The 22,746-nt window shown below is 60.8% G+C and carries 19 protein-coding genes; 2 read left to right on the plus strand and 17 right to left on the minus strand.

What is annotated here, in order from left to right:
* Positions 1-93: 93 nt before the first annotated feature.
* Positions 94-891 (minus strand): hypothetical protein, encoded by a 798-nt coding sequence (locus tag HMPREF2980_RS00860; RefSeq protein ID WP_070641862.1) that lies wholly within the window; start codon positions 889-891, stop codon positions 94-96.
* A 92-nt stretch (positions 892-983) separates the two neighbouring features.
* On the opposite strand from HMPREF2980_RS00860, the gene HMPREF2980_RS00865 reads away from it, so the two are divergent.
* A complete protein-coding gene (locus tag HMPREF2980_RS00865; protein WP_070689780.1) occupies positions 984-2,018 on the plus strand; it encodes an HhH-GPD family protein in 1,035 nt (344 codons plus the stop codon).
* A 145-nt stretch (positions 2,019-2,163) separates the two neighbouring features.
* On the opposite strand, the gene HMPREF2980_RS00870 is transcribed toward HMPREF2980_RS00865, so the two are convergent.
* The 11 genes from HMPREF2980_RS00870 to folP all read right to left on the minus strand — a co-directional run bounded on the left by HMPREF2980_RS00870 (position 2,164) and on the right by folP (position 15,864).
* The gene (locus HMPREF2980_RS00870; RefSeq protein ID WP_070689783.1) at positions 2,164-4,740 is read right to left on the minus strand and encodes an ATP-dependent Clp protease ATP-binding subunit; all 2,577 of its coding nucleotides are present in this window, start codon (positions 4,738-4,740) and stop codon (positions 2,164-2,166) included.
* A gap of 1,114 nt (positions 4,741-5,854) precedes the next feature.
* Complete coding sequence (locus HMPREF2980_RS00875) at positions 5,855-6,208, minus strand: histone-like nucleoid-structuring protein Lsr2 (RefSeq protein ID WP_012902780.1); 354 nt, start codon at positions 6,206-6,208, stop codon at positions 5,855-5,857.
* Positions 6,209-6,886: 678 nt separating this feature from the next.
* A complete protein-coding gene (gene lysS, locus HMPREF2980_RS00880) occupies positions 6,887-8,470 on the minus strand; it encodes a lysine--tRNA ligase (RefSeq protein ID WP_080973351.1) in 1,584 nt (527 codons plus the stop codon).
* 52 nt (positions 8,471-8,522) lie between these two features.
* The gene (panC, locus tag HMPREF2980_RS00885) at positions 8,523-9,470 is read right to left on the minus strand and encodes a pantoate--beta-alanine ligase (RefSeq protein ID WP_049352737.1); all 948 of its coding nucleotides are present in this window, start codon (positions 9,468-9,470) and stop codon (positions 8,523-8,525) included.
* Positions 9,467-10,429: a Rossmann-like and DUF2520 domain-containing protein gene (locus HMPREF2980_RS00890; RefSeq protein WP_070689784.1), complete on the minus strand. Its 963-nt coding sequence runs from the start codon at positions 10,427-10,429 to the stop codon at positions 9,467-9,469. Before HMPREF2980_RS00890 ends, panC begins: the two co-directional genes overlap by 4 nt.
* Positions 10,430-10,535: 106 nt before the next feature.
* Entirely contained in the window at positions 10,536-12,428 is a 1,893-nt protein-coding gene (locus tag HMPREF2980_RS00895) for a PH domain-containing protein (RefSeq protein WP_070689786.1), read from the minus strand.
* Positions 12,428-13,261 carry a PH domain-containing protein gene (locus HMPREF2980_RS00900; protein ID WP_049352733.1) on the minus strand — a complete coding sequence of 278 codons (834 nt, stop codon included), beginning with the start codon at positions 13,259-13,261 and terminating at the stop codon, positions 12,428-12,430. The genes HMPREF2980_RS00895 and HMPREF2980_RS00900 overlap by 1 nt, the downstream gene beginning before the upstream one ends.
* Positions 13,248-13,766, minus strand: coding sequence for a DUF3180 domain-containing protein (locus HMPREF2980_RS00905; protein ID WP_070665577.1), 519 nt, complete (start codon positions 13,764-13,766; stop codon positions 13,248-13,250). Before HMPREF2980_RS00905 ends, HMPREF2980_RS00900 begins: the two co-directional genes overlap by 14 nt.
* A 45-nt stretch (positions 13,767-13,811) precedes the next feature.
* Positions 13,812-14,432: a 2-amino-4-hydroxy-6-hydroxymethyldihydropteridine diphosphokinase gene (gene folK, locus HMPREF2980_RS00910; RefSeq protein ID WP_070689787.1), complete on the minus strand. Its 621-nt coding sequence runs from the start codon at positions 14,430-14,432 to the stop codon at positions 13,812-13,814.
* Positions 14,432-14,845, minus strand: a complete 414-nt coding sequence (gene folB, locus HMPREF2980_RS00915) for a dihydroneopterin aldolase (RefSeq protein ID WP_012902770.1) — start codon at positions 14,843-14,845, stop codon at positions 14,432-14,434. The genes folK and folB overlap by 1 nt, the downstream gene beginning before the upstream one ends.
* Before the next feature lie 68 nt (positions 14,846-14,913).
* Positions 14,914-15,864: a dihydropteroate synthase gene (gene folP / locus HMPREF2980_RS00920; RefSeq protein WP_070689789.1), complete on the minus strand. Its 951-nt coding sequence runs from the start codon at positions 15,862-15,864 to the stop codon at positions 14,914-14,916.
* Positions 15,865-16,021: 157 nt separating this feature from the next.
* On the opposite strand from folP, the gene HMPREF2980_RS00925 reads away from it, so the two are divergent.
* A complete protein-coding gene (locus tag HMPREF2980_RS00925) occupies positions 16,022-16,213 on the plus strand; it encodes a hypothetical protein (RefSeq protein WP_005504350.1) in 192 nt (63 codons plus the stop codon).
* 136 nt (positions 16,214-16,349) lie between these two features.
* On the opposite strand, the gene HMPREF2980_RS00930 is transcribed toward HMPREF2980_RS00925, so the two are convergent.
* The 5 genes from HMPREF2980_RS00930 to tilS all read right to left on the minus strand — a co-directional run bounded on the left by HMPREF2980_RS00930 (position 16,350) and on the right by tilS (position 22,740).
* A complete protein-coding gene (locus HMPREF2980_RS00930) occupies positions 16,350-17,315 on the minus strand; it encodes an Abi family protein (protein WP_070689791.1) in 966 nt (321 codons plus the stop codon).
* A 447-nt stretch (positions 17,316-17,762) separates the two neighbouring features.
* On the minus strand, positions 17,763-18,347 hold the full coding sequence (gene folE / locus HMPREF2980_RS00935; RefSeq protein ID WP_049340467.1) for a GTP cyclohydrolase I FolE: 585 nt from the start codon (positions 18,345-18,347) through the stop codon (positions 17,763-17,765).
* Entirely contained in the window at positions 18,334-20,562 is a 2,229-nt protein-coding gene (ftsH, locus tag HMPREF2980_RS00940) for an ATP-dependent zinc metalloprotease FtsH (protein ID WP_070689793.1), read from the minus strand. Before ftsH ends, folE begins: the two co-directional genes overlap by 14 nt.
* Before the next feature lie 296 nt (positions 20,563-20,858).
* Positions 20,859-21,410, minus strand: a complete 552-nt coding sequence (hpt, locus tag HMPREF2980_RS00945; RefSeq protein WP_005504342.1) for a hypoxanthine phosphoribosyltransferase — start codon at positions 21,408-21,410, stop codon at positions 20,859-20,861.
* A 196-nt stretch (positions 21,411-21,606) separates the two neighbouring features.
* A complete protein-coding gene (gene tilS, locus HMPREF2980_RS00950; protein ID WP_070507317.1) occupies positions 21,607-22,740 on the minus strand; it encodes a tRNA lysidine(34) synthetase TilS in 1,134 nt (377 codons plus the stop codon).
* Positions 22,741-22,746 lie beyond the last annotated feature (6 nt).

Here is a 22,746-nt window from a genome sequence, read left to right on the forward strand (position 1 = left end):
TATTTAATGCGTCCAAGTTTCGGGGCGCAGTTCAGAATATCCAGCACGGGGGCTTTTGCGTGCCCATTCACGGGCGAAAACTATAGAAGTGAACTACTGAATCACAAAGTTCACCTGAGCCGAAGTCACACCATTCACCGTGGCAGTCGCCCAGTAAGAGCCCTTCTGAGCGGTCGAAGCGGAGGAGCAACCCAGGACGTTGATCTTACGATCCCACGCCAGGTCGGCTGCACCCTCAGCACCTGCGGCTACCTCAGACTTCTGAACGGCGGTCGCCGCGCACAGGCTACGGGTGTACACCTGAGCCGCACCGGAGGTGATGTTCAGGTCCACGCCGGTGTTCGCACCCTCGCCACCCACAGCGCAGGGGGTCTTCGAGGAGTTCGTGTAGGTCACGTGGAAGGACACCTGCTCACCGGCCGCGAAGGTACGCTTCGCGGGGGTGACGGTCACCTTCAGGTCGTTCGCGGTGCACGCCGCAACAGCAACCGCAGTGGTCACCGAGGGTGCCGGCACGGGGGTAGTCGGGGTCGCCGCAGGGGTGGTTGCCGCAGGGGTTGCCGCTGCGGTGGTCACGCTTGCAATGGGTGCCGCAGAAGCGGTCACCGAGGGGGTTGCCGAAGCAGTAGCCGACGCGGTTGCAGAGGCAGTCGCGCTAGCGGACGGGGTGGCCGAAGCAGTTTCGGAGGGGCGAGCACTGAAGCTCTGGAAGGGCGCACCGGAAGCCGTCGCAGTGGAGGCTACAGTGGCGTCCTTCTTGCCGTTAATCATGCCGACCATGGAGGTCACGCCAGCGACCAACAGCAGAATGACAGCGAGCAGAGCAATAACCGCCACGATACGACGGCGGCGGTAGACTTCGGGAGGCAGAACGGGACCATTTTCAGACATACCTCAAGGATACCGGGTTTAACCCTGAGATTCACAGTGAACTCTATTCATGCGGTTTTGGGAATATATGCCCTGTGGCGTAGGCTTTTCGGATGACCTCAGAGCCCAAACGCACCGCACGCACACGCCCGGAACCTACCCTGCCCGAAGGCACGAATACCGAGGCGCTCCACCACCGAATCAACCGGTGGTTCCTCGACCAGGCACGCGACCTTCCGTGGCGCCGCGACGAGTGCACCCCCTGGGGTGTGATGGTCAGCGAGTTCATGCTACAGCAGACCCCCGTCAAGCGCGTGCTGCCCGTGTGGGAGGAGTGGATGCGCCGCTGGCCCGCCCCCGCTGACCTTGCCGCCGAGCCCACCTCGGAGGCGGTGCGCGCCTGGGGCCGCCTGGGTTACCCGCGCCGCGCGCAGCGTCTGCACGGTGCCGCTGTAGCGATTGTGGAGCAGCACGGCGGCGAGGTTCCCGCCGACTACGATGCGCTACTGGCGCTGCCGGGCGTGGGCTCCTACACGGCGGCGGCGATTAGCGTGTTCGCATTCGGTCTACGCGCGACGGTGATTGATACGAATATCCGCCGCGTGCATGCGCGCGCTGTCTCCGGCAAGGCGTTGCCCTCGCGTTCGTTGACGGCTGCTGAGACTCGCCTGGCGGAGGCGCTCATGCCCGCCGACACCCCCACCTCCTGCCTGTGGAATGCGGCAACCATGGAGCTCGGCGCGCTGGTCTGCACGGCAAAGTCCCCGACCTGTCAGCTGTGCCCGGTGGAGGATCTGTGCGCCTGGGTTGCGGCAGGCAAGCCGGAGGCGGACTACACCCCCAAGGGTCAGAGCTGGCACGGCACGGACCGCCAGGTGCGCGGCGCAGTCATGGCGGTGCTGCGTGCGGCGCATGAGCCGGTGAATCGTGAGCTGATTTTGAGCGCGGGTGTAGCTTCGGCTGGCGATACGGCTTCGCCTGACTTGGCCTTCCCGGCGGATGCACCCGCCGCGGTGCATCGTCCACTGAAGGCGCTGTACGCCCTCTCCCCCGCCACCGAGCAGCTGCAGCGCTGCTACGCGGGGCTTCTGGCGGACTCTCTCGCCCGCGAAGTCACGCAGGGCGGTACTGTGCTCGTCTCGCTCTAGTACTCGCCGCAGAGAGGCTTCTGGAGCCTATAGAAGACAGAAAATGCCTGTGGGGCGGTACCGGATCATTCCGATACCGCCCCACAGGCGTTTAGTGCGCTAAAACCTGGCTGCCTGGGGTCTATTCCAGGGTTTATTCCAGAGCCTAGTCGTTGCCCTGAATATCAACAGCAGGTGCTTCGGTTGCCTCAGCTGCGGGAGCCTCAGCGGCGCCCTCGTCTAGCTCCTGTACCGAGTCCAGAGCCAGTTCCTTCATCGGCTGAGAAGAGAAAACGAACTTCGCGGAGTCGCCCTCGCCCTCAACGTCCACGGTGATCTTCTCACCGGGCTTGATGTCGCCGAAGAGGATCTTCTCGGACAGGGCGTCCTCAATGTTGCGCTGCATCTCGCGGCGCAGCGGGCGAGCACCCATGGACGGGTCGTAACCCTTAGCCGCCATGAGAACCTTCGCAGCGTTGGTCAGCTCAATGGACATATCCTGCTCCGCCAGGCGCTTAGCCAGGCGACCCACGAACAGGTCCACAATCTGCAGAATCTCAGACTCGGAGAGCTGCGGGAAGACAATGATGTCATCCACACGGTTGAGGAACTCGGGGCGGAAGTGCTCCTTGAGGTTCTCCATCACGCGTGCCTGCATGCGCTCGTAGTCGGCTGCAGTGTCGTCCATCGCCTGGAAACCAACCGGGATGCGGCGGTTCACGTCACGCGAGCCCAGGTTGGTGGTCATGATGATGACGGTGTTCTTGAAGTCCACCACGCGACCCTGCGAGTCGGTCAGGCGACCGTCTTCCAGAATCTGCAGCAGCGAGTTGAACAGGTCGGCGTGAGCCTTCTCAACCTCGTCGAACAGGACCACGGAGAAGGGCTTGCGGCGGACCTTCTCGGTCAGCTGGCCGCCCTCATCGTAGCCAACGTAGCCGGGAGGCGCACCGAACAGACGGGAGACGGTGTGCTTCTCCTGGTACTCGGACATATCCAGGGTGATGAGCGAATCCTCATCGCCGAACAGGAACTCGGCAAGTGCCTTAGCCAGCTCGGTCTTACCCACACCGGTCGGGCCGGCGAAGATGAACGAACCACCGGGGCGGCGCGGGTCCTTCAGACCTGCGCGGGTACGGCGGATAGCGCGGGACAGTGCCGCGATAGCGTGATCCTGACCGATGACGCGCTTGTGGAGCTCCTGCTCCATGGTCAGCAGGCGGGTGGACTCTTCCTCGGTGATCTTGTAAACGGGAACACCGGTGGAAGCGGCAAGAACCTCAGAAATAACCTCGGGGGTCACGGTGCCGAATGCGTCGCCGCCTTCGCGCCATGCCTTCTCGGCTTCTTCCTTCTCAGCCAGGACCTTCTGCTCCTGATCACGCAGGCCTGCGGCCTTCTCGTAATCCTGGGAGTTGATGGCGTCTTCCTTCTGCTGGCGCAGCTTGGCGGCCTTCTCGTCGAGCAGCTTGATTTCCGGGGGTGCGGTCATGCGCTTGATGCGCAGGCGTGCGCCCGCCTCGTCAATCAGGTCGACAGCCTTATCCGGCAGGAAGCGGTCAGAGATGTAGCGTGCCGCAAGGTTCACGGCAGTCTCGATAGCCTCGTCGGTAATGGTGACGCGGTGGTGCGCCTCGTACTTATCGCGCACACCCTTGAGAATCTGCACGGCGAGCTCCTGAGAGGGCTCCTCAACCTGAATCGGCTGGAAGCGGCGTTCCAGGGCGGCGTCCTTCTCAATGTGCTTGCGGTACTCATCCAGGGTGGTTGCACCGATGGTCTGCAGTTCACCTCGAGCCAGCATGGGCTTGAGGATGGAGGCAGCGTCAATCGCACCCTCAGCGGCACCTGCACCGACGAGGGTGTGGATCTCGTCAATGAACAGGATGATGTCGCCGCGGGAGCGGATTTCCTTCAGGACCTTCTTCAGGCGCTCTTCGAAGTCACCGCGGTAGCGCGAACCTGCGACCAGGGAGCCCAGGTCCAGGGTGTACAGGTGCTTGTCCTTGAGGGTCTCGGGGACGTCACCGTGCACGATAGCCTGTGCCAGGCCCTCCACGACGGCGGTCTTACCGACGCCGGGCTCACCAATCAGCACGGGGTTGTTCTTGGTACGGCGGGAGAGGACCTGCATGACGCGTTCCATCTCCTTGTGGCGACCAATGACCGGGTCCAGCTCACCCTCACGCGCTGCTGCGGTGAGGTTGCGGCCGAACTGATCCAGGATGGTCGAACCCGCGGGAGTGCCTTCGCGAGAGTTACCTGCACCCACGCCGGCGGTTTCCTTTTCACCGGAGTTGTTGCCGGGGTAGCCGGAAATCAGGTCCATGACAGCCTGGCGCACGGCTGCGGGCTCAGCGCCCAGCTTGACCAGCACCTGGTTTGCCACTCCCTCGTTTGCACGAACCATGCCCAGCAGGATGTGTTCGGTGCCGATGTAGCCGTGGTTCAGCTGAATAGCCTCGCGCATGGACAGTTCGAGAACCTTCTTCGCGCGCGGGGTGAAGGGGATGTGGCCGTTAGGCGCCTGGGGGCCGGGGCCGACGATGTCCTGAACCTGTTCACGTACTGCGTTCAGGGTAACGCCCAATGATTCCAGGGCGCGAGCACCGATGCCTTCGCCCTCGTGAATCAGACCGAGCAGCAGGTGTTCGGTACCGATGTAGTTGTGGTTGAGCATGCGTGCCTCTTCCTGGGCAAGCACCACAACGCGCCGAGCTCGATCGGTAAAGCGTTCAAACATTTACGCACTCCTTGCATTTTCCTATTGATACAAGAGTACGTTGAGCGCGGCCGAAAGGGCGGGCTGATGGGCATCTGTTCGCCATCAAGAGAACAGATGAGCTGTTCGGGGCGGTTTAGGCGCGGTTTCGGGGCTTCTGGCGGGGCTCGGGGGCAGTTTTGAGGGGTCTAGCTCACGCAGGCAACCCTACCTGAAGGCGGATGAGCGCCGCCCGGTCGGTGCTATCTGTTTTTGTCGGTGCTGACTGCTTCTCCCGAGGCCAGCTGTTTTTGCCGGGGCTAGCTACTTTTGCCGGTCCTAGCTGCTTTTCCCGGGGCTAGCTACTTTTGCCGGGGTTTCCTGTGCAGAGTGTGCGCATATTGCCGTCGGATGTACCGCCGGGAGGTGTTACAGGTGGGTTCTGCGGGGCTACGGTGCCGATACGAGGGATTGCGGAAGAAGCGAACCCACAAGAACCCACATAGACCAACGCCTAAACCGCTTGTTTCCTGCACGTGCATGAATATATTGCAGAAATTTTTAAAAATTTATATGTTTAAGTGAGAAATTTCAATAATTCGCAAAAATATTTGCCGGATAACACGGCGCTTATTTTCCGGATAATTCCCGCATCATTTCGGCACCCCATCAGGAGATAATCCGTAAGTTCCGAAAGCCCCACAGAAGGTGCAGGGCCCCTAATTATTCAAAAATTCCAGTCAGTACATTCCAGCCCCTTCGATGGAATACTCGACTCAACGACCGCATGAATATCACAGCGCATATCCCCCGCTTTGAAGAGATTAATGCACCATTACCTTTAGCGTTCCTGCCAATGCATGAAACCTAAATGGGGAACCCGCACTCGACACCAGATTGTGCATCCGATTCCCCGCATCTTCCTCCTAATAATTCAGAAGCGGGCATTGGCAAAGGATCAATATGTTTTACATGTAAATAGTTAATTGGGGTAGGTGATATAAAAACACTCCACCCTCCTCAGATATGCAGCGCATATCAAGAAATACCGGAGCACAACTAAAGGCGGATGGTGAGAACACCATCCGCCTTTAGCGTCCGAAGAATTAGAGCCCTAAAGCACCAAACCCTCCGACAGCATGAATACTAAGAGCCTTTAACCCTGAGCCTTCATTGCTTCGTAGTATGCGTCCTGAACATCCTGGTGGATGCGGCCACGGTCAGAAACCTTGTGACCGTTAGCCTTAGCCCATTCGCGGATTGCTGCGGTCTCGGGGTTGCGCTTAACCGGAGCAGCGGTGCCACGGGGAGCACGGGTGCGCTGGGTAGCGGTGCCCTGCACGCGGCGGGACTTCGCTACGAAGGGGCGGATAGCGTCACGCAGGCGAGCTGCGTTTGCGGAGGACAGATCGATTTCGTAGTGAGCGCCGTCCAGGCCAAAACGGATAGTTTCGTCTGCGGGGCCGCCGTCGAGATCGTCTTCAAGGATGATGCGAACCTTCTGTGCCATTGAGGCACCTCCTCATCTGTTGCATATATCCTGTGGAGTAAACTCAAAAGCCTCTATCGGGATTGAGAAAATAATGTGCCGGATATATTTATGTACTAATTTTCTTTCATATAGTAACAGAACTGTATTAAAAATTCCGAAAATATTCTGAGCATTGAAACAATGCACCAATCACCCGCAGCGATATATCGCTTCTGTGCATCCCCGCTAAATCTGCACTCGCTACAAGAACATTAAAGTGAAGTTTAGAGTGCAAATACTTTGGATTCTTCCAGACAGCAGACACAGCCCCCAGAGACAAAGACACCTAATAATGCGCCCCGGCGTCCCCGACAATCTGAGCGCAATATAGCGCCCGCACGAGCCTGCACATTAGACCATTCACACCATACATTTCAGCCCTATTCAAAAGCGAAATTCTGCCACCTCTCAACCCCTCATTATTTTCTATGTAACGCGTTCATGCATAAGAGCAGAAACCCCCGCCAGAGTGAATAGAGCAGCATAAATCAGCACCAGAATAGAGTAAAAACGCCCCTGACCTGTGTAAATAAACAGAAACCCCACCCCAGAAGCTATACACCGTGCAAAAGAGTACACAGAAAACGGCGGGTACCGCAGATACAACCGTATCCGCGGCACCCGCCGCATTAACACCCTCACAGGTGAAGGGGAAGCTTAGGCCTCCGGCTTCATCAGGGGGAAGAGAATAGTCTCACGAATACCGGGCTGACGCACCACAGTACCCGGACGCTCCGGATCCTGATCGCCCGCCAGCAACATAATCAGACGGTCAATGCCCAGACCCAGGCCACCCATCGGGGGTGCACCGTGCTCCAGGGCGCGCAGGAAGTCCTCATCCAGCTCCATCGCCTCATCGTCACCGGCAGCAGCCAGCAGCGACTGAGCGGTCAGGCGCTCACGCTGAATGACCGGGTCAATCAGCTCGGAGAACGCGGTACCGCGCTCCATACCGCCAATAATCAGGTCCCACGCCTCAATCAGGGGCTCACCGGAACGGTGCGGGCGAGCCAGCGGCTGAGCGCTCGGCGGGTAATCGTACACGAAGGTCGGGTTCACCAGGGTCGGCTCAACGATCTCTCCGAAGAGCTCGGTCACCAGCTTCTCAGCGTCCCACTTCGGGTCGATGTCCACCTCGTGCTTCTCAGCAATTTCGCGCAGAACGGACGCGTCGGTCTCCGGGGTAATCTCGACGCCCACGGCCTCGGACAGGCCCGGGTACACGCCAACCCACTTCCACTCACCAAACAGGTCAATGGTGCCGTTCTCAGTCTCAATACGCTCAGTGCCGACAGCCTTCGCGCAGCTCTGGATAATCTCCTTCATGCGCTCGGCCATTACGAACTGGTCGGCGTACGCCTCGTAGCACTCCAGGGTGGTGAACTCGGGGCTGTGGGTCGAGTCGACGCCCTCGTTGCGGAACACGCGACCAATCTCGTACACGCGGTCAATGCCACCAACCACTGCGCGCTTGAGCGGCAGCTCGGTCGCAATACGCATGGTCATCGGCTGATCGAAGGCGTTCAGGTGGGTGCGGAACGGGCGAGCAGTCGCGCCACCGTGCACCAGCTGCAGAACGGGGGTCTCAACCTCAATGTAGCCGTGATCCTCCAGCACGCGGCGGACGGTGCGGGTAATCAGGGCGCGCTTCTTCACCAGCTCCCGAGCCTCCTCGCGAACCATCAGGTCCAGGTAACGCTGGCGAACGCGGGTTTCCTCGTTCAGGTCCTTGTGCAGAACCGGCATGGGGCGAAGAGCCTTCGACGCCATCTTCCAATCGGTCACCATAATGGACAGCTCGCCACGGCGAGAAACAATCACGCGGCCGGTCACGAACACGTGGTCACCCAGGTCAACCAGGGACTTCCACTCCGCCAGGGACTCCTCGCCCACCTCAGCCAGCGAAAGCATCGCCTGGATGCGCTTACCCTCGGTACCACCCTGCAGGGTCGCAAAGCACAGCTTACCGGTGTTACGGACGAACACCACGCGGCCACCAACATGCACCACACGGTCAGTCTCGTCGCCAGCCTTCAGCTCCTCAGCAGCCAGCTTCGGATCGTACTCGGCGCGCAAATCCTCAATGTGGTTGGGCTCCACGCGGTTACCCTCAGAATCCAGCAGACCCACCGGGTATGCCTCGCGACCCGACTCGATTAGCTTCGCACGCTTTTCCAGGCGAATCTGCATCTGCTCAGACATATCAGCAATCGCCGGTGCGGCAGTGTGCTCAGTGCTCACAGTGATACCTATCTGTGTAGTGTGTTGGGGACTCTTCTAAACGAACGAACGCTTAGCGCAGGTCCATGTTGTCAATCAGGCGGGTCGGGCCAACGAACGCAGCAACCAGTGCCAGCACTCGCTCCGACTCCTCAGTCGGCTCACCGAAAGTCATCGGGTCGACCAGCTCCAGGTAGTCAAGGCGTACACCCGGAGTGGAGTTGATACGCTCACGCGCACCGTCCAAATCAATCTCGTGGAAGCCACGGTTCAGCGAATTCTCACGCAACATAGCCAGGGTGCGGGACAGCACCAGGGCAGACTCGCGCTCCTCATCCGACAGGTAGCTATTACGCGAAGACAGCGCCAGGCCGTTATCTTCGCGAACAATCGCCACAGGGCGCATGGTCACGTCGTGGTTGAAATCGCGCACCATACGCTGAATCAGGATGTACTGCTGAGCGTCCTTCTGACCGAAGTACGCATTCACCGGGTGGTTACCGGCTGCGGGGCGAATAATGTTGAAGAACTTATTGACCACAGCCAGCACGCCATCAAAGTGGCCCGGACGGGTCGCACCCTCAAACTTGGTGCCCAGCTCGCCGCTCGAAATGCGGATGAGCGGGTCACCGTCGGGGTACATCTCTTCAACCTCGGGGGCAAAAATAATGTCAACACCGGCGGCACCAGCCAGGGCAGCGTCTGCCTCCAGGGTGCGCGGGTATGCTTCGTAATCCTCGCCGGGGCCAAACTGCAGCGGGTTCACAAAAATGGAGGCGACCACTACATCATTCTGTTCAGCGGCGCGACGCAACAGGGTTGCGTGGCCGTCGTGCAGGGCGCCCATGGTGGGCACGTAGCCCAGGGATGCGTTCGTGTACTGAACTGCGGTGCCGTTCTGCTCCGCCTCCTGGCGGGCTGCTCGGTCCAGTTCCTCCTGCGCTGCGGCAAGGGATTCGGTGATTGCCGTGCGGAAATCCGCAATGGTGGTCACGACTCGGGGCATCGAAGTCTCAGTCATGACGAGAACTCCTTGTTTTCGGGGGCTGAATCATCAATATCGCCGGGGTGGTTGCGGTCCGAAGACTCACCCAGCAGATTCTCAATTCGTCCCAGTTGTTCATCGTTTAACAAACCTCTATTATGCGCTCTTTTTGCGGTTGCGTGTGCCAGAGCGGCATAAGAGTCTGTAATATCACCTGTTTTCTCATGCTCTGAGTACTCATTCAGAGCTTGAACGTGAGCCTTCACGGTGCCTGCGTCTCCACGTGCCACGGGCCCGGTGAGAGCACCCTCACCGCTGGCGAGCGCATTGTCCACGGCGGCTCGCACGAGCGGCCCCATGTAGCGTGCCGGGTCCTCAATACCGATGGAGGCGAGCATCTGCTGGGACTGACCCAGGATGGTCACGAGGTGGTTCGCGGCGTGCGCTAGAGCGGCGTGGTAGAGCGCTCGGTCGGCCTCGGCAACGTGCACGGGTTCGCCGCCCATTTCCACCACGAGTGCCTGAGCAATCGGGATGAACGGCGCAGGCCCGGTCACGGCAAAGCAGGTGCCGTTCAGACGCTGCAGGTCCACGGACATGCCGGTAAACGTCATGGCGGGGTGAATCGCCAAACCGATAGCGCCCAGCGCGGTCGCCGGTGCGAGAACCTCGGTGCCGTGACGGCCGGAGGTGTGCACCAGAATCTGACCGGCGGTAATACTTCCCGAGGACGCCAGGTAGGTGACGAGGCCCGGCAGCTCATCATCGGGAACCGCAAGAATCAGCAATTCGCTACGCTCAGCAATCTGCTCCACCGGCAGCAGCGGCACATCGGGAAGCAGCATCGCGGCGCGCTCCTGAGAAGCCTCAGACACCGCGTGAACACCCACAATAGTGTGCTCGCAGGCGCGCAAAGCCGCACCGAGGACGGATCCGACCCTCCCGGCTGAAATAATTCCAATGCCCAAACGCGCAGGTTTTGAATGCTGTATCACGGCTTTAAGTATATTCTCCCTTTTACGCAGGCCCTGCCGTCGGTGTCACGAAGAACACTGACGGCAGGGCGCGATCTGCAGTTTTGCTGCCCGCTAACCCGGCGGGTTAGAGCGCACCGTACCCGTTCGCGCTGTACCCGTTTGCAGCAGGCACAGAACCCAGCGCGGGTTCCGGTACGCGGTAGTAGGGCTCAATACCCTCCAAGCGAACCGTCATCAACCACACCAAATCCTCGCAGACGCGCGGCGGCAAGTGCATCATGAGGGTGCGCACCGGGCCGGGCACCGTACCGAAATGCACGCTCGCGCATCCGAAGGCACGCTGCAGCGGGCCCTGACCTCGGCTCACGCTCAGCACACGGCTGACCGGAACAATCGACAGCGTGCGGATAAAGTAGCCGCCACGAATCAGCAGCAGGTCGCCCCGCGTATGCTCACCAACGCTCGAACGTGCCGCATCAGAATCAATGCGGGTGCTCGCCTGCACCGAACCGGCAGTGTAACCGACCGTGGTCACGCCGTTACGCTTCCAGGTGAGCAGGTCCATCCAGCGCGCCGAAGAGGGCGTCACAATCATTGCCGGAACCTGCGGCTTCTGACTCTTCAGCGAACCATCAGCGGTATCCAGCAGCACCTGCGCCTGCGCCTCATCCAGGGCGGGCAACAGCAGGCGCAACACCATCAGCGTCTCCTGCTTATTGCCAACCGGCAGGGCAACATTGCGGGTCACAACCTTCTGGTTGTCGTTCTTCTCAATACCAATACCGGCAATGGTCATCTTGATGCGGTACCAGCCGAACGCACGCCACAGGATGGACTGCTCCACGGCGAGTGCCTGAATACGCTCAACCATCACGTTCTGGGTGTGCGTGCCGGTGAAACCGTAGCGCAGGGTCACGCCGCCCTGACCGCTGGGGGTGATTTTGAAGTTCGCGGCACCGTCAAAACGTGTCCAGAGGGCAACCACATAACCGACCATGGGCGCGAACATACCGGGCAGCATCGCCATGAAAATGAGGAACGGGCTCTCGCCGCCCATGATCGCGGCAATGACCGCGGCACCAACCATGAGGGCCACGGCGGGCACCAGCCACACCAGGTGCTCCAGCATGATGGAGGCAATCAGACGCACATTCGAGATGCGGAAAATCGGCGGCTGCGAGGGGTCAGCCGCGACCGGCATCGGCATACGAGCGCCGCGGCGGGATGCGCCGGGCTGCTGAGTACCGGGACGCTGGGGTGCAGACTGCTCGGGTGCGAGCTGCTGGGCGCCCTGCTGAGGCGCTACCAGCTGAGTGCCGTCCTGTACGGTACCGTCCTGCAGAGGCGCACCATAGGACGCCTCGTAAGATGCCTCAAACGGCTGGTGCAGCTGATTCGCATCCGGCATGCGCTCCGCCGAAATCTGCATGCTATCGGGCAGCACATCGACCGGGCGGCCAGCCGCCTCCGAACGCAGCAGGTTAATACTCGCCATCGCGGTGCGGCGCAGAACCTCCGCCTTGCGGGCAGAAACGTACTTGATGTGCAGCGCCTCTGAAGAACCGTCAGCCACCTCAAAACGCAGCTCCGACAGGCCCAGCAGACGAGCCACCAGAGGACGCGAAATATCCACGCTCTGCACGCTCTCCAGGCGAATCGTGCGGTTCTTCTTGAACAGAAAACCGCTACGGCGGTGAATCGCCAAATCGTCCAGGCTGTAGCGGGTAAACCACCAGTCAATCGAGCCAGCAACCAGAATCAGCACGAGCACGGCGAAGCCTATAAGCTGCGAGTACGTTGCGCTGAAGTAGCTGCTGTTCTCATCAAATGCCTGCGTCAGGCGCGCGCCCCACTCGTTCGGCGGGGTGGTCAAAATATTCAGGATAATGCTCTGGAAGAAGCCAAACGCCAACAGAATAATGAACCAGAGGTTCATGATGAACGTGCGGATATCGGCACGCCACCACTTCTGCTCCTGAGAGTTCGGGGCGTTATTATTCGGAACCGGGGTACTCATTAGAGTGCCGCCATTCGCTCATCGGCGCGGCGCACCAGATCCGCGCGCAGCTCCTCCGCCACGTTCAGCGGAATACCGAACAGCACCATCGTGCCGGTGGTCGTACCCGCGGTGCGCACCGTCAGGCGGGCAACACCGCACATGCGCTCCAGAGGGCCCGAATCCACATCAACATACTGGATGCGGCCGTACGGCATGGAGCTCATCGAACGGAACACGATACCGCGGCGAGCCATCAGGTGATTCGACTCCAGCGCGTAGCCGAGCGCGCGAGTACGGCGCGGAGTGGTCAGAATCCACCACAGACCCCACAGACCAAACACCGCGACCACCACCAGGCCGACGATGCGTAGCACCTCCGGGCCGCCAAAGAACGCACCCGCACAATACAAAGCCGCACCCGCAAGAATCGGGAACACCAAAGCAGAAATAGTGTGAACAAAACGAACCGTCAGGTAGCCGGAGGCGGCGGGCACCCACTGCGGCTCCGGCACGGGCTGCGAGGTAACCGGCTGGGGGCTTACCGGCTGCGCAGGCTGAGAAGGTGCCTGCTGAGGCGCGTTCGGGTACGCGGCAGCCGGCGGAACCTGCTGACCGTACTGTGCTTGCTGTCCATACTGCGCCTGCTGGTCATGCTGGGTTTGCTGTCCATGCTGGGCACCAGGCTGACCGTAAGCCGCCTGCTGGTACTGCCCATACTGGTTCTGCCCGTACTGACCCTGCTGACCGGGCTGACCGGGCTGACTCTGCCCATACTGACCGTATTGGCCGTTCTGAGCGTCCTGCCCGTACCGACCATTTGGCGAATAACTATTCTGGTTAGGAGCCGACATAGGTTCCTCCCTCTCGCGGCTTTACAGCACCGGAAGAGGAGGCCGCATCCTCATCATCCTCCGGCGGAATACGACAACAATGCTGAGCCCATAGCCCAGCAATCAGCAGGGCAACACTGCCCACACAATTAACAAGGACCTCCCAAAAGACCACCGAAAAACCGCGCGCAGACACCATCGCCACATGGTAACCAAGAATCGCAGCGCACCAGCCCGTCAAGAGGGCACCGGTCATGATGGAACCCTGCGCATACGCCACCGCACGCGCCGCAAGAATCGGGCCCATATGCGGCACCTTCTCACGCGTCTGAATACGACGATAACGAGCCACCTGCACACCCAGCCACACGGCACCCGCCGCAACCAGCAGGCACACCGCGCCGAGCATCCACGAAAAATTCATCTCACCAAAACCGGCGCCAATCATCACGGAATTCACCATAAGAGCGGCAGCGGCACCGCACACAGCCGCCACAATAATCGCCCGATAACTCAGGGGCTTCATGGTGTTTCCTTTCGGTAGGTTCCTCTACCTTCCAGAGTGCCACATTTAAGGCTGATCAGGTACCTGCATCTCACGCATATAGCTGATAGCGTCTTCATCCGCCCCAAGCAGCGTGCGGGACAGCTCCGCAACGTTCACGACCTCGCGGCTCAGCGGCGCAGGAACCTCATCCGGCCGCTCCCCCGAAGGCTCCGCACGCCGGGTCACCGTCAAGTGTGCCTGCGGGTCCATCTGCGCCCACGGCACCAGCACGAAAGCACGCTCCTGCGCCCGCGGATGCGGCAAAGTCAGCACCGGATCCTCAGAGATCACGCCGTCATAGTCAATCACGTCAATATCGAGGGTGCGCGGGCCCCAACGCACCAGGCGCTCACGGTGATGCGCCGCCTCCACCGCATTACACAGCTTCAGCAGCTCGTAGGCGCCCAGGTCAGTGGCCACCTCAATGACCGCGTTCACGAAATCCGGCTGACCCACCGGGCCACCCACCGGGGCGGTACGGTACAGCCCGGAGGCGCGCACCAGCTGCACGCCGCCCGCCACCAGGTCGGCGACGGCACGCTCCAGGGTGTCTTCGCTTTCGCCCAGATTCGAGCCCAACGCCAGCACCGCGCGGTGTTTCAGGGTGTGGGGCTTCTGCGTATCGGTTGTCTGGGTGCCAGCCACTAGCGGCCGCCCTCCACGACACGCTCCGCGGCACGCTCACGGAACACGCTCACCGCAACGTTACCGAACGGCAACTCAATCGGCGCCTGCGGCTTCGATACGGTAATCTCCGCCGCCTCCACAAGCTCAAACATCGCAAGGATACCCTCGGCAATGTTCACCGCAAGGGTCTCAATCAGGTCCAGCGAACCGTTCGTCACGTGGCGGTGAATCAGGTCAACCACGAGCGCGTAGTTCGTGGTCTTCGTCAGGTCATCCGTGGCGGCTGCGGCGGAAAAATCACTGTACAGGGTCGCGTCCACGACGAAGGGCTGGCCGTCGCGCTTCTCAAAGTCGAGCACGCCGTGGTAGCCCTTGGCCGTAATGCCGGTGAGGGTGATGCGGTCGCGGTGGGCGTAATCTGCCTGGGTCATTGGGGGGGTCTCCTAGAGGGTATTCGGGTAGTCGGAGGTTGTGGGTAGTGGTTCTAGCTGGCAGAGCCTTAGCTTACGGAGCGCAGCGCGGAGGCGACCGTCACCGCATCCACGCTGGCGGGCACGTCGTGCACGCGCACCGCCCACACGCCGCGCGCCGCCACCAGGGCGGTCACCGCCGCGGAGGCTGCCGCACGGTGCTGAGCCGGGCGCGGCTCCGACAGCGACTGCCACAGTTCGCGTTCCGCCTCGCCCGCATCGGTTGCGGTGAAGCCGCTCGCGTTCAGGCGCTCAGCCAGCGCCATATCCGCCGCCGTGAGGGCGTTCGCGATAAAACGCTTGCGGGAACCAGCAATGAGCAGGCGGTGGCCCAAGCCCTGTAGCTCGTCAAGGGCGGCGAGCAGCTCCCAGTCCTGCATGCCGCCCTTCGCAAAGCCCAGACCCGGGTCAAGAATCAGGTTCTGCGGCAGCACACCGGCGGCAAGGAAACGCTCACGCAGATCGGTCAGCTCCTCCACGACCTCGGTGACCACGCCGCACGGGTACTCCGCCAGGCTGTCCATGGTCTGGGAGGTGCCGCGCGCGTGCATGAGGATGTACGGCACCTGCAGCTCCGCGGCGGTCTCAATCATTTCATCGCTCACGTTCAGACCCGACACATCGTTGATGATGTGCGCACCGGCGGCAATGGCGGCGCGGGCGGTCTGCGGGTTCATGGTGTCAACGCTGATGGTGGTGCCCATCTGCGCGACTGCCTCGATGACGGGCAGGATGCGGCGCTGCTCCTCCTCCACGCTGATACGCACGGCACCGGGGCGGGTGGATTCGCCACCGATATCGATAATGGAGGCGCCCTCGGCAATCATGCGGGCGGCGCGGGCGATAGCGTCGGTCGCGGCGTAGTGCTTGCCGCCGTCGCTGAAGGAGTCGGGGGTGACGTTGAGGATGCCCATCACGAGGGTGCGTTCGGCGGCGAGCGCATCGCAGGGCAGGGGTGCTACACGGGTGGATTCGGTCATGGTTTTAATCGTACCGAATCTGCCGGATGACACAGCGCGCCATATTTGCATATGGCATACCGATTTAGGGGTATCCTGGGAGGGTATGCTCTGCCTGCGTCACAGCGGTGTGGGTTGGGCACCTCATACACATACATACTCTAGGAAGTGACTCATCGTGAATATGAAGACCGGCGCTTGGATCCTGTCCCTGGTGGCTCTTGCTGCGCTTGTGACCATTGTGCTTGCTGAAGGCGCCCCCGCGGTCCGCTGGATTGCTTTCGGCACCGCAACCGGTTGCGGCTTTATTGCTGTGGGCCTGATTGTGACTCTTGCGCTGGGTTGGGACGATAAGAATGAAGCCCACTAAGGGTCTTTGAGTCTTCTTCGGGGTCTGTGCGGCACCATTGCCGGTGCCGGCGGCTCCGAGGGACACAACCGCACAGCAAAAGGGGCGGAGGTGAAAACCTCCGCCCCTTTTAGTGTGCTTATAAACTGTGAAAACCTTAGCTCCACAAACGGGTTTCTTCCCACCCTTGCGGTATACCCATTGCCCGGGAGATATCAACTCCAGGAACGGAAATATTAGGACGCTCCTTCAGGATCCGCGTTAGAGATTCCGTGTCTCCGATTCCACCCTGATCCATCAGATATTTGAGGAGGGTGAGCATGCCGAAGGTTTTACACATCTTATGGTTCTCTTCAGCCTGTGGCACACCAAATAGGTCAACAACCTCACGGATTTCAGGGCTCTCAACTCTTCCACCTCTCAACACACGCGGCAAGCGAGGCTCTGGGTGCAGCTTATTGTAGAACCTACTTTGATGCGCACAAATATTGCGCATTACCCGCAGCGAGTTAATCCAGGTTTCCAGTTGGGGGTCAGTACACCCCAGAGCTTTCGCGATATCTCGCCGAATATTTGGCGGGGAGACCAAATACAGATTCTGCAGAGCCCCTAAATCTAGAACTTCCACCACTCCCCACACAGGCAACTTCCCGCCGTATTGCTCACGGTGATGCTTCACGAATTCTTCCTCAGAAGTACGAATAAGTTGTTCGCTTTTTCTCGTGAATCTATTCCAAGCAGTGCGCCTTTTACTACCTTGAAGGTCACATCGGGTTTCATCCTCGTATATGAGTGGATCCACTTCCCCGAGTAAATTCCCTAGGCGGGACCGCATATACACCTCAAACTGCGAGAAATACGAAAACGCAATGGACCGAAGATTACGGTCATATTCATACAGGGCCACGATATCTTCAAAGACAGTTCCGGGTATGAAAGTATCCGAGCGTTGCCCGCTTCCCGCCGGTCGCCGGAACGAATAGTAGTAACCACTCAGACGGTAGTAACTAACACGCTCAAGGACGTGAACGGCATGTTCCTGAGAACCTACGAGCATACCTCGCTGGCGCAAGATTCCAACCTGCTGTTCATATGTTTTAAATGGTTTTATGATTGAAGACATACACTATCCATCACTTGATATCGTTTCATCATCATAACTCTTTAATAATATCAATATAAGGATATTAAGGGTATAACTACACGGATGTAAGTCATCTCTGTCTTACTAAGGTCATCGTTTAAAAACGATGACCGGCTCCAGACCCCTGATGGGCGGAACCGGCCGCGGTTATTTTCGCTCCTTATGAGGAACAGTTATGCATTCATTAACAACGGTACGTGAAGAGCGCAGTACGTAGCGTTAATAAAAAAGAAGACCGGTCCTGTACTCCCGAAGGAGTGGTGCCGGTACTAGTGGTACTACTCTACAGCTGATAATGCCCTTCACGCAAGGGCACTCGTCATACGACCAAAGAAAAGCGGCTACACAGCGCACGGGTACAGTGCAGGGGCAGGATTCCTTAGAATCCTGCCCCCTGTCGTATAGCTATGTGATTGTCCCGAATGCTTAGCGCTGCGAGAAGATCAGGCTCATCGCCTCCGCACGGGTTGCGCCGTTCATCAGCGCACCGCGCACCGCGCTAGTCACGGTCTTCGCGCCCGGCTTACGCACACCGCGCATCGACATGCACATGTGCTCAGCCTCAATCACCACAATCGCGCCACGCGGGTTCAGGTGCTCCTCCAGAGCCTCCACCACCTGCGTAGTCAGACGCTCCTGCACCTGCGGGCGGCGAGCATACAGATCCACCACGCGGGCGAGCTTGCTCAGACCGGTCACCTTACCGTCCGGGCCCGGAATGTAACCCACATGCGCCACACCGTGGAACGGCACCAGGTGGTGCTCACAGGTCGAGTAGAACGGGATGTCCTTCACCAGCACCATCTCAGAGTGGGCGATGTCGAAGGTCGTACCCAGAATCTCGCCGGCATCCTGGTGCAGGCCCGAGAAGAACTCCGCGTAGGCGCGTGCCACACGTGCCGGGGTCTGCTGCAGACCGTCACGGTCCGGGTCCTCACCGATTGCGAGCAGAATCTCACGGACGGCAGCCTCAATACGCGGCTGGTCGACGGCGTTCTTAACCTCGCTCATTCTCTGCTCCATTCTGGTTCGGGGTGCCGTTCTCCGGGCGCTGCGCCGGAGGGGCGGGGTAGTTCGGGTACTGCTGGGTGGGCATTGCGACGGTCGGGTCGGCGTCCGGGTCGGTGAGGGGCGCCTGAGGCGGCAACGGCTGCGTAGGTGCTACCGGAACCTGCTGCGCGGGTGCAGCCGGTGCTACCGGAACAGTAGGTGCCGTAGCAGGAGCTGCCGGCGCCTCGGCAGGTGCTTCCTCAGCCTTCTGCGCCTCCTGAGCCAGCTCGCTCGGTGCCTTTACCGGCGGGATGTCGGTACGCTCGCGGGTCGGCTTGGAGTACCAGTGCTCACGCTCGGGGCGCTTGCGAACATCCTTGAAGATTTCGGCAATCTCGTTTTCGAGCAGGGTTTCCTTCTCGAGCAGGGCGAACGCCAGGCGGTCCAGAATATCGCGGTTTTCCAGCAGAATCTGGAACGCCTCATCGTGTGCCTGCTCCAGCAGGGCGCGGATCTCAGCGTCAACCTTTGCCGCGGTCGCGTCGGAGTAGTTGCGTGCCGAAGCGCCGCCGCCACCGAGGAACGGTTCGGTGTCTTCGCCGCCGAGCTTCACGGAACCAATCACAGCGCTCATGCCGTAGTCGGTAACCATCTTGCGGGCGGTGTCGGTTGCCTTCTGAATGTCGTTAGACGCACCGGTGGACGGGTCGTGGAAGACGATTTCCTCAGCCGCACGGCCACCCATCGCGTACGCCATCTGGTCAAGCAGTTCATGGCGGGTCGTGGAGTACTTATCGTCCTGCGGCATGACCATGGTGTAACCCAGGGCGCGACCACGCGGAAGAATCGTAATCTTGGTGACCGGCGCGGAGTTACGCAGTGCCGCCGCGACCAGGGCGTGACCGCCCTCGTGGTATGCGGTGACCTTACGCTCGTGCTCGTTCATGATGCGCGAGGAACGCTGCGGACCAGCCATGACGCGGTCGATTGCCTCGTCGATAGCGCGGTCGTCAATCACGTTGCCGTTATCGCGGGCGGTCAGCAGAGCCGCCTCGTTCATGACGTTCGCCAGGTCAGCACCGGTGAAGCCGGGGGTGCGCTTAGCAACCTGAGCAAGGTCAACGGTGTTAGCAATCGGCTTGCCTGCGGCGTGAACGCGCAGGATGTGTTCGCGGCCCTGCATGTCGGGGGCGTCCACACCAATCTGACGGTCAAAACGGCCGGGACGCAGCAGCGCCGGGTCCAGAACGTCGGGTCGGTTCGTTGCAGCAATGACGATGACGTTCGAGTTGCCGTCGAAGCCGTCCATCTCAACCAGCAGCTGGTTCAGGGTCTGCTCACGCTCGTCATTACCGCCGCCCATGCCGACGCCGCGGCGGCGGCCAACAGCGTCAATCTCGTCGACGAAGACGATGGCGGCGGGGTCGCTCTTCGCTTCCTTGAACAGGTCGCGCACGCGGGACGCACCCACACCCACGAACATTTCAACGAAGTCAGAGCCAGAAATCGAGTAGAACGGCACGCCAGCCTCGCCCGCCACAGCCTTGGCGAGCAGGGTCTTACCGGTGCCGGGAGGACCGTACAGCAGAACGCCCTTGGGGATCTTGGCACCCAGGCGGGTGAACTTTTCGGGTTCAGCCAGGAACTCGCGGACTTCTTCCAGCTCGGCGAGCGCCTCGTCCACACCGGCGACGTCGCTGAAGCGGACTTCTGGCTTGTCCTTGGTGAATTTCTTCGCACGGGACTTGGAGAAGCTCATGACGGAGGAGCCGCCTCCGACTCGTCCCATCAGGAACCAGAAGAGCGCACCAAAGATCAGAATCGGCAGGAGCAGGGACACCAGGGAGCCCAGGAAGCTGTGCTCAACCGGCTGGTCCGTGTAGCTTTCCAGCTCGGCGGATTCCATTGCCTTAGCAACTTCGTCGCCGCGGGGCTGCACGTAGTAGAAGCGCACCGACTTACCGTAGTTGTCGTTGCCCTTCTTGTAGTCGTCCTTAAGCTGCAGCTCGACGCGCTGGTCGCCGTCGTAGATCTTTGCGCTCTTGACCTGGTGGTCGTTGAGCAGCTGAAGACCCACGTTGGTGTCCACCTGACGCGAGGGCTGAGTGAAGAAGGAGGCCATGAGGAAAGCCAGCATGATTACGAGAGCTGCACCCGGCCAGAACCAGGGGCCGTTAATCAGCTTCTTCAGGAAGCCCTCCGAGCCTTTCTGCGGAGTATTGGGGGTTTGCGCCAATGCTTTGTCCTTACGTTGCGGCTGTAACCCGTCGGGGGTTGCGGCATGCCAGCCGGAACACCCAACGATGCAACCTTAAATGTACCCTACCCCGGCGGGCGGCTAGGTACCGGGCTTCTCTATTTCACCTGCGGGCTAAAGGGTTGTAGCACTCGGCGGGGGTGAAAGTGCATCTTCCGCGGCGGGTACATCCGCCTCCACGTACATCCACCGGCGGGTACAGCAACGCCCCGCTCCCCCACAAGCGTGAGGAGGCGGGGCGTAACCACCTACAGCAGGGTTGCTGAGGTGAAGGCTTAGGAGTAAACGTGCGGGTGCAGGGTTGCGACGCAGTCCAGGTTGCGGTACTTCTCAGCGAAGTCCAGGCCGTAACCAACAACGAACTCGGGCTCGATGTCCCAGCCGACGTACTTGACCTCAACGTCAGCCTTGACGACCTTGGGCTTGCGCAGCAGGGTGCAAATCTCAACGGAAGCTGCGCCGCGAGAAATCAGGTTCTGCTGCAGCCATGCGAGGGTCAGGCCGGAGTCAATGATGTCTTCAACGATTAGGACGTTGCGGCCCACCAGGTCGGTGTCCAGGTCCTTGAGGATACGCACAACGCCGGAGGACTTGGTGCCGGAACCGTACGAGGAAACAGCCATCCAGTCCATGGTGTAGTGGCCCTTGAGAGCGCGGGAAAGGTCAGCCATGATCATGATGGCGCCCTTGAGAACACCCACCAACAGCACGTCCTTACCGGCGTAGTCTTCGTCGATGCGCGCCGCCAGTTCGGCGACCTTCGCGTTAATCTCTTCCTTGCTGAAGAGAACGTTCTTGATATCGTCCTGCACGTCGATAGCCTGCACGATGTATTCCTTCGTATTCTTTTAGACGCTCTGCGCCTCCGCCGGGGGCCCCGGGTGCGGGGTTTCATGCCTTCCCACGGCGGATAATGTGGATGGTGTTCGCTTTAAGTATGGCTTAAAACGGCGCCGCGGCGCACCTCACCACGCAGATAGTGTGTGCTGAGGGGGCTCCACAGGCACCTAGCTGGGCACCTAGTTAGGGTCGGGTTGGCACTAATACGAGCACGTCCAGGCGTTCACCGGTTGCCGGATGCACAATTTTGCGGCGGCGGTACGCGCTCACATGGCCGGGCATCTGAACGGGCCCAGCCACCGCGTATTCGGCGGTGAAAGAGTCCAGCGCCTGCAGTCGCTCGAAGCCGGGGTTCTCTCCCCCGGCGGTCTTGCAGGCGGTCGCAAGCACACGCAGGCGCAGCGCCGGGTGTAGCGCCGCCACCTGCGCACGGTCCAGCAGCACGGCATCCTCACGTTCGATGCCGCGCACGGCGGTTCCGGCGGGTAGGAGTGCCTGCTCGTAGGCTACCTGTGCCTGCTCGTCGAGGTATTCGGCGTCGGGGCCAGCTACGGAGGCGGTGCGCGCCAGGGAGCGGGCGACGTCCCCGCCGAGGTGCTCCTCCAGGTAGGGCAGCACGCTGTGGCGGATGCGGGCACGCATGAGGGTTTCGTCGGTGTTGGTCGGGTCGATCCAGGGGGTGAGGGTTTCGGCGTCGCAGATGTCGAGCATGTCGGTGCGGCGCAGGCCGAGGAAGGGACGCAGGTAGGTGACGCCCCCTTCGACGCGCACGGGCGGCATACCGGCAAGGGAGCGTGTGCCGGAGCCGCGGCTTAGGCCGAGTAGCACGGTTTCTGCCTGGTCGTCGAGGGTGTGGCCGAGTAGTACGGCGCGGGCGCCAGTGGCTTCAACGGCTTTGGTGAAGGCGGTGTAGCGGGCGGTACGCGCCGCCATTTCGGGGCCCATGTTGCCGACGGGAACCTGCACTTTTTCGGTGATGACGGGGTGAAGCCCCAGGTCGGTGAGGGTCTGCGCGGTCTGCGCGGCGACCGCGGCGGAGTCTTCTTGCAGGCCGTGGTCGACGATGATGGCGCCTACGCGCACGTCGCCGCGGCGAGCGAAGTGTGCGGCAATGGCTGCCAGCGCGAGGGAGTCGGGGCCGCCGCTGCAGGCGACCAGGAGCAGGGGCAGGTCGGCGGCGTCCGCGGTGGAGGCGGTGCGGGAGCGTCCGGTGGCTTTGATGCTTCCGGCGCCGAGGAGCTTTTCGAGGGCGGCGGCGAGGTGGCGGCGGGCAGTGCCAACGGCGGGGTGCAGGCGTCCTGCGCGTCCATTCTGCATGGTGGT

This window comes from Rothia sp. HMSC076D04 (assembly GCF_001814645.1).
Taxonomy (GTDB): Bacteria; Actinomycetota; Actinomycetes; order Actinomycetales; family Micrococcaceae; genus Rothia; species Rothia mucilaginosa.

Coding starts and splice junctions, on each gene's coding strand:
- folP (WP_070689789.1), bottom strand. CDS start 15,864: ATGACCGAATCCACCCGTGTAGCACCCCTGCCCTGCGATGCGCTCGCC.
- panC (WP_049352737.1), bottom strand. CDS start 9,470: ATGACTGAGACTTCGATGCCCCGAGTCGTGACCACCATTGCGGATTTC.
- folB (WP_012902770.1), bottom strand. CDS start 14,845: ATGACCCAGGCAGATTACGCCCACCGCGACCGCATCACCCTCACCGGC.
- HMPREF2980_RS00860 (WP_070641862.1), bottom strand. CDS start 891: ATGTCTGAAAATGGTCCCGTTCTGCCTCCCGAAGTCTACCGCCGCCGT.
- HMPREF2980_RS00875 (WP_012902780.1), bottom strand. CDS start 6,208: ATGGCACAGAAGGTTCGCATCATCCTTGAAGACGATCTCGACGGCGGC.
- HMPREF2980_RS00870 (WP_070689783.1), bottom strand. CDS start 4,740: ATGTTTGAACGCTTTACCGATCGAGCTCGGCGCGTTGTGGTGCTTGCC.
- folE (WP_049340467.1), bottom strand. CDS start 18,347: ATGAGCGAGGTTAAGAACGCCGTCGACCAGCCGCGTATTGAGGCTGCC.
- HMPREF2980_RS00865 (WP_070689780.1), top strand. CDS start 984: ATGACCTCAGAGCCCAAACGCACCGCACGCACACGCCCGGAACCTACC.
- HMPREF2980_RS00895 (WP_070689786.1), bottom strand. CDS start 12,428: ATGAGTACCCCGGTTCCGAATAATAACGCCCCGAACTCTCAGGAGCAG.
- tilS (WP_070507317.1), bottom strand. CDS start 22,740: ATGCAGAATGGACGCGCAGGACGCCTGCACCCCGCCGTTGGCACTGCC.
- HMPREF2980_RS00900 (WP_049352733.1), bottom strand. CDS start 13,261: ATGTCGGCTCCTAACCAGAATAGTTATTCGCCAAATGGTCGGTACGGG.
- HMPREF2980_RS00930 (WP_070689791.1), bottom strand. CDS start 17,315: ATGTCTTCAATCATAAAACCATTTAAAACATATGAACAGCAGGTTGGA.
- HMPREF2980_RS00905 (WP_070665577.1), bottom strand. CDS start 13,766: ATGAAGCCCCTGAGTTATCGGGCGATTATTGTGGCGGCTGTGTGCGGT.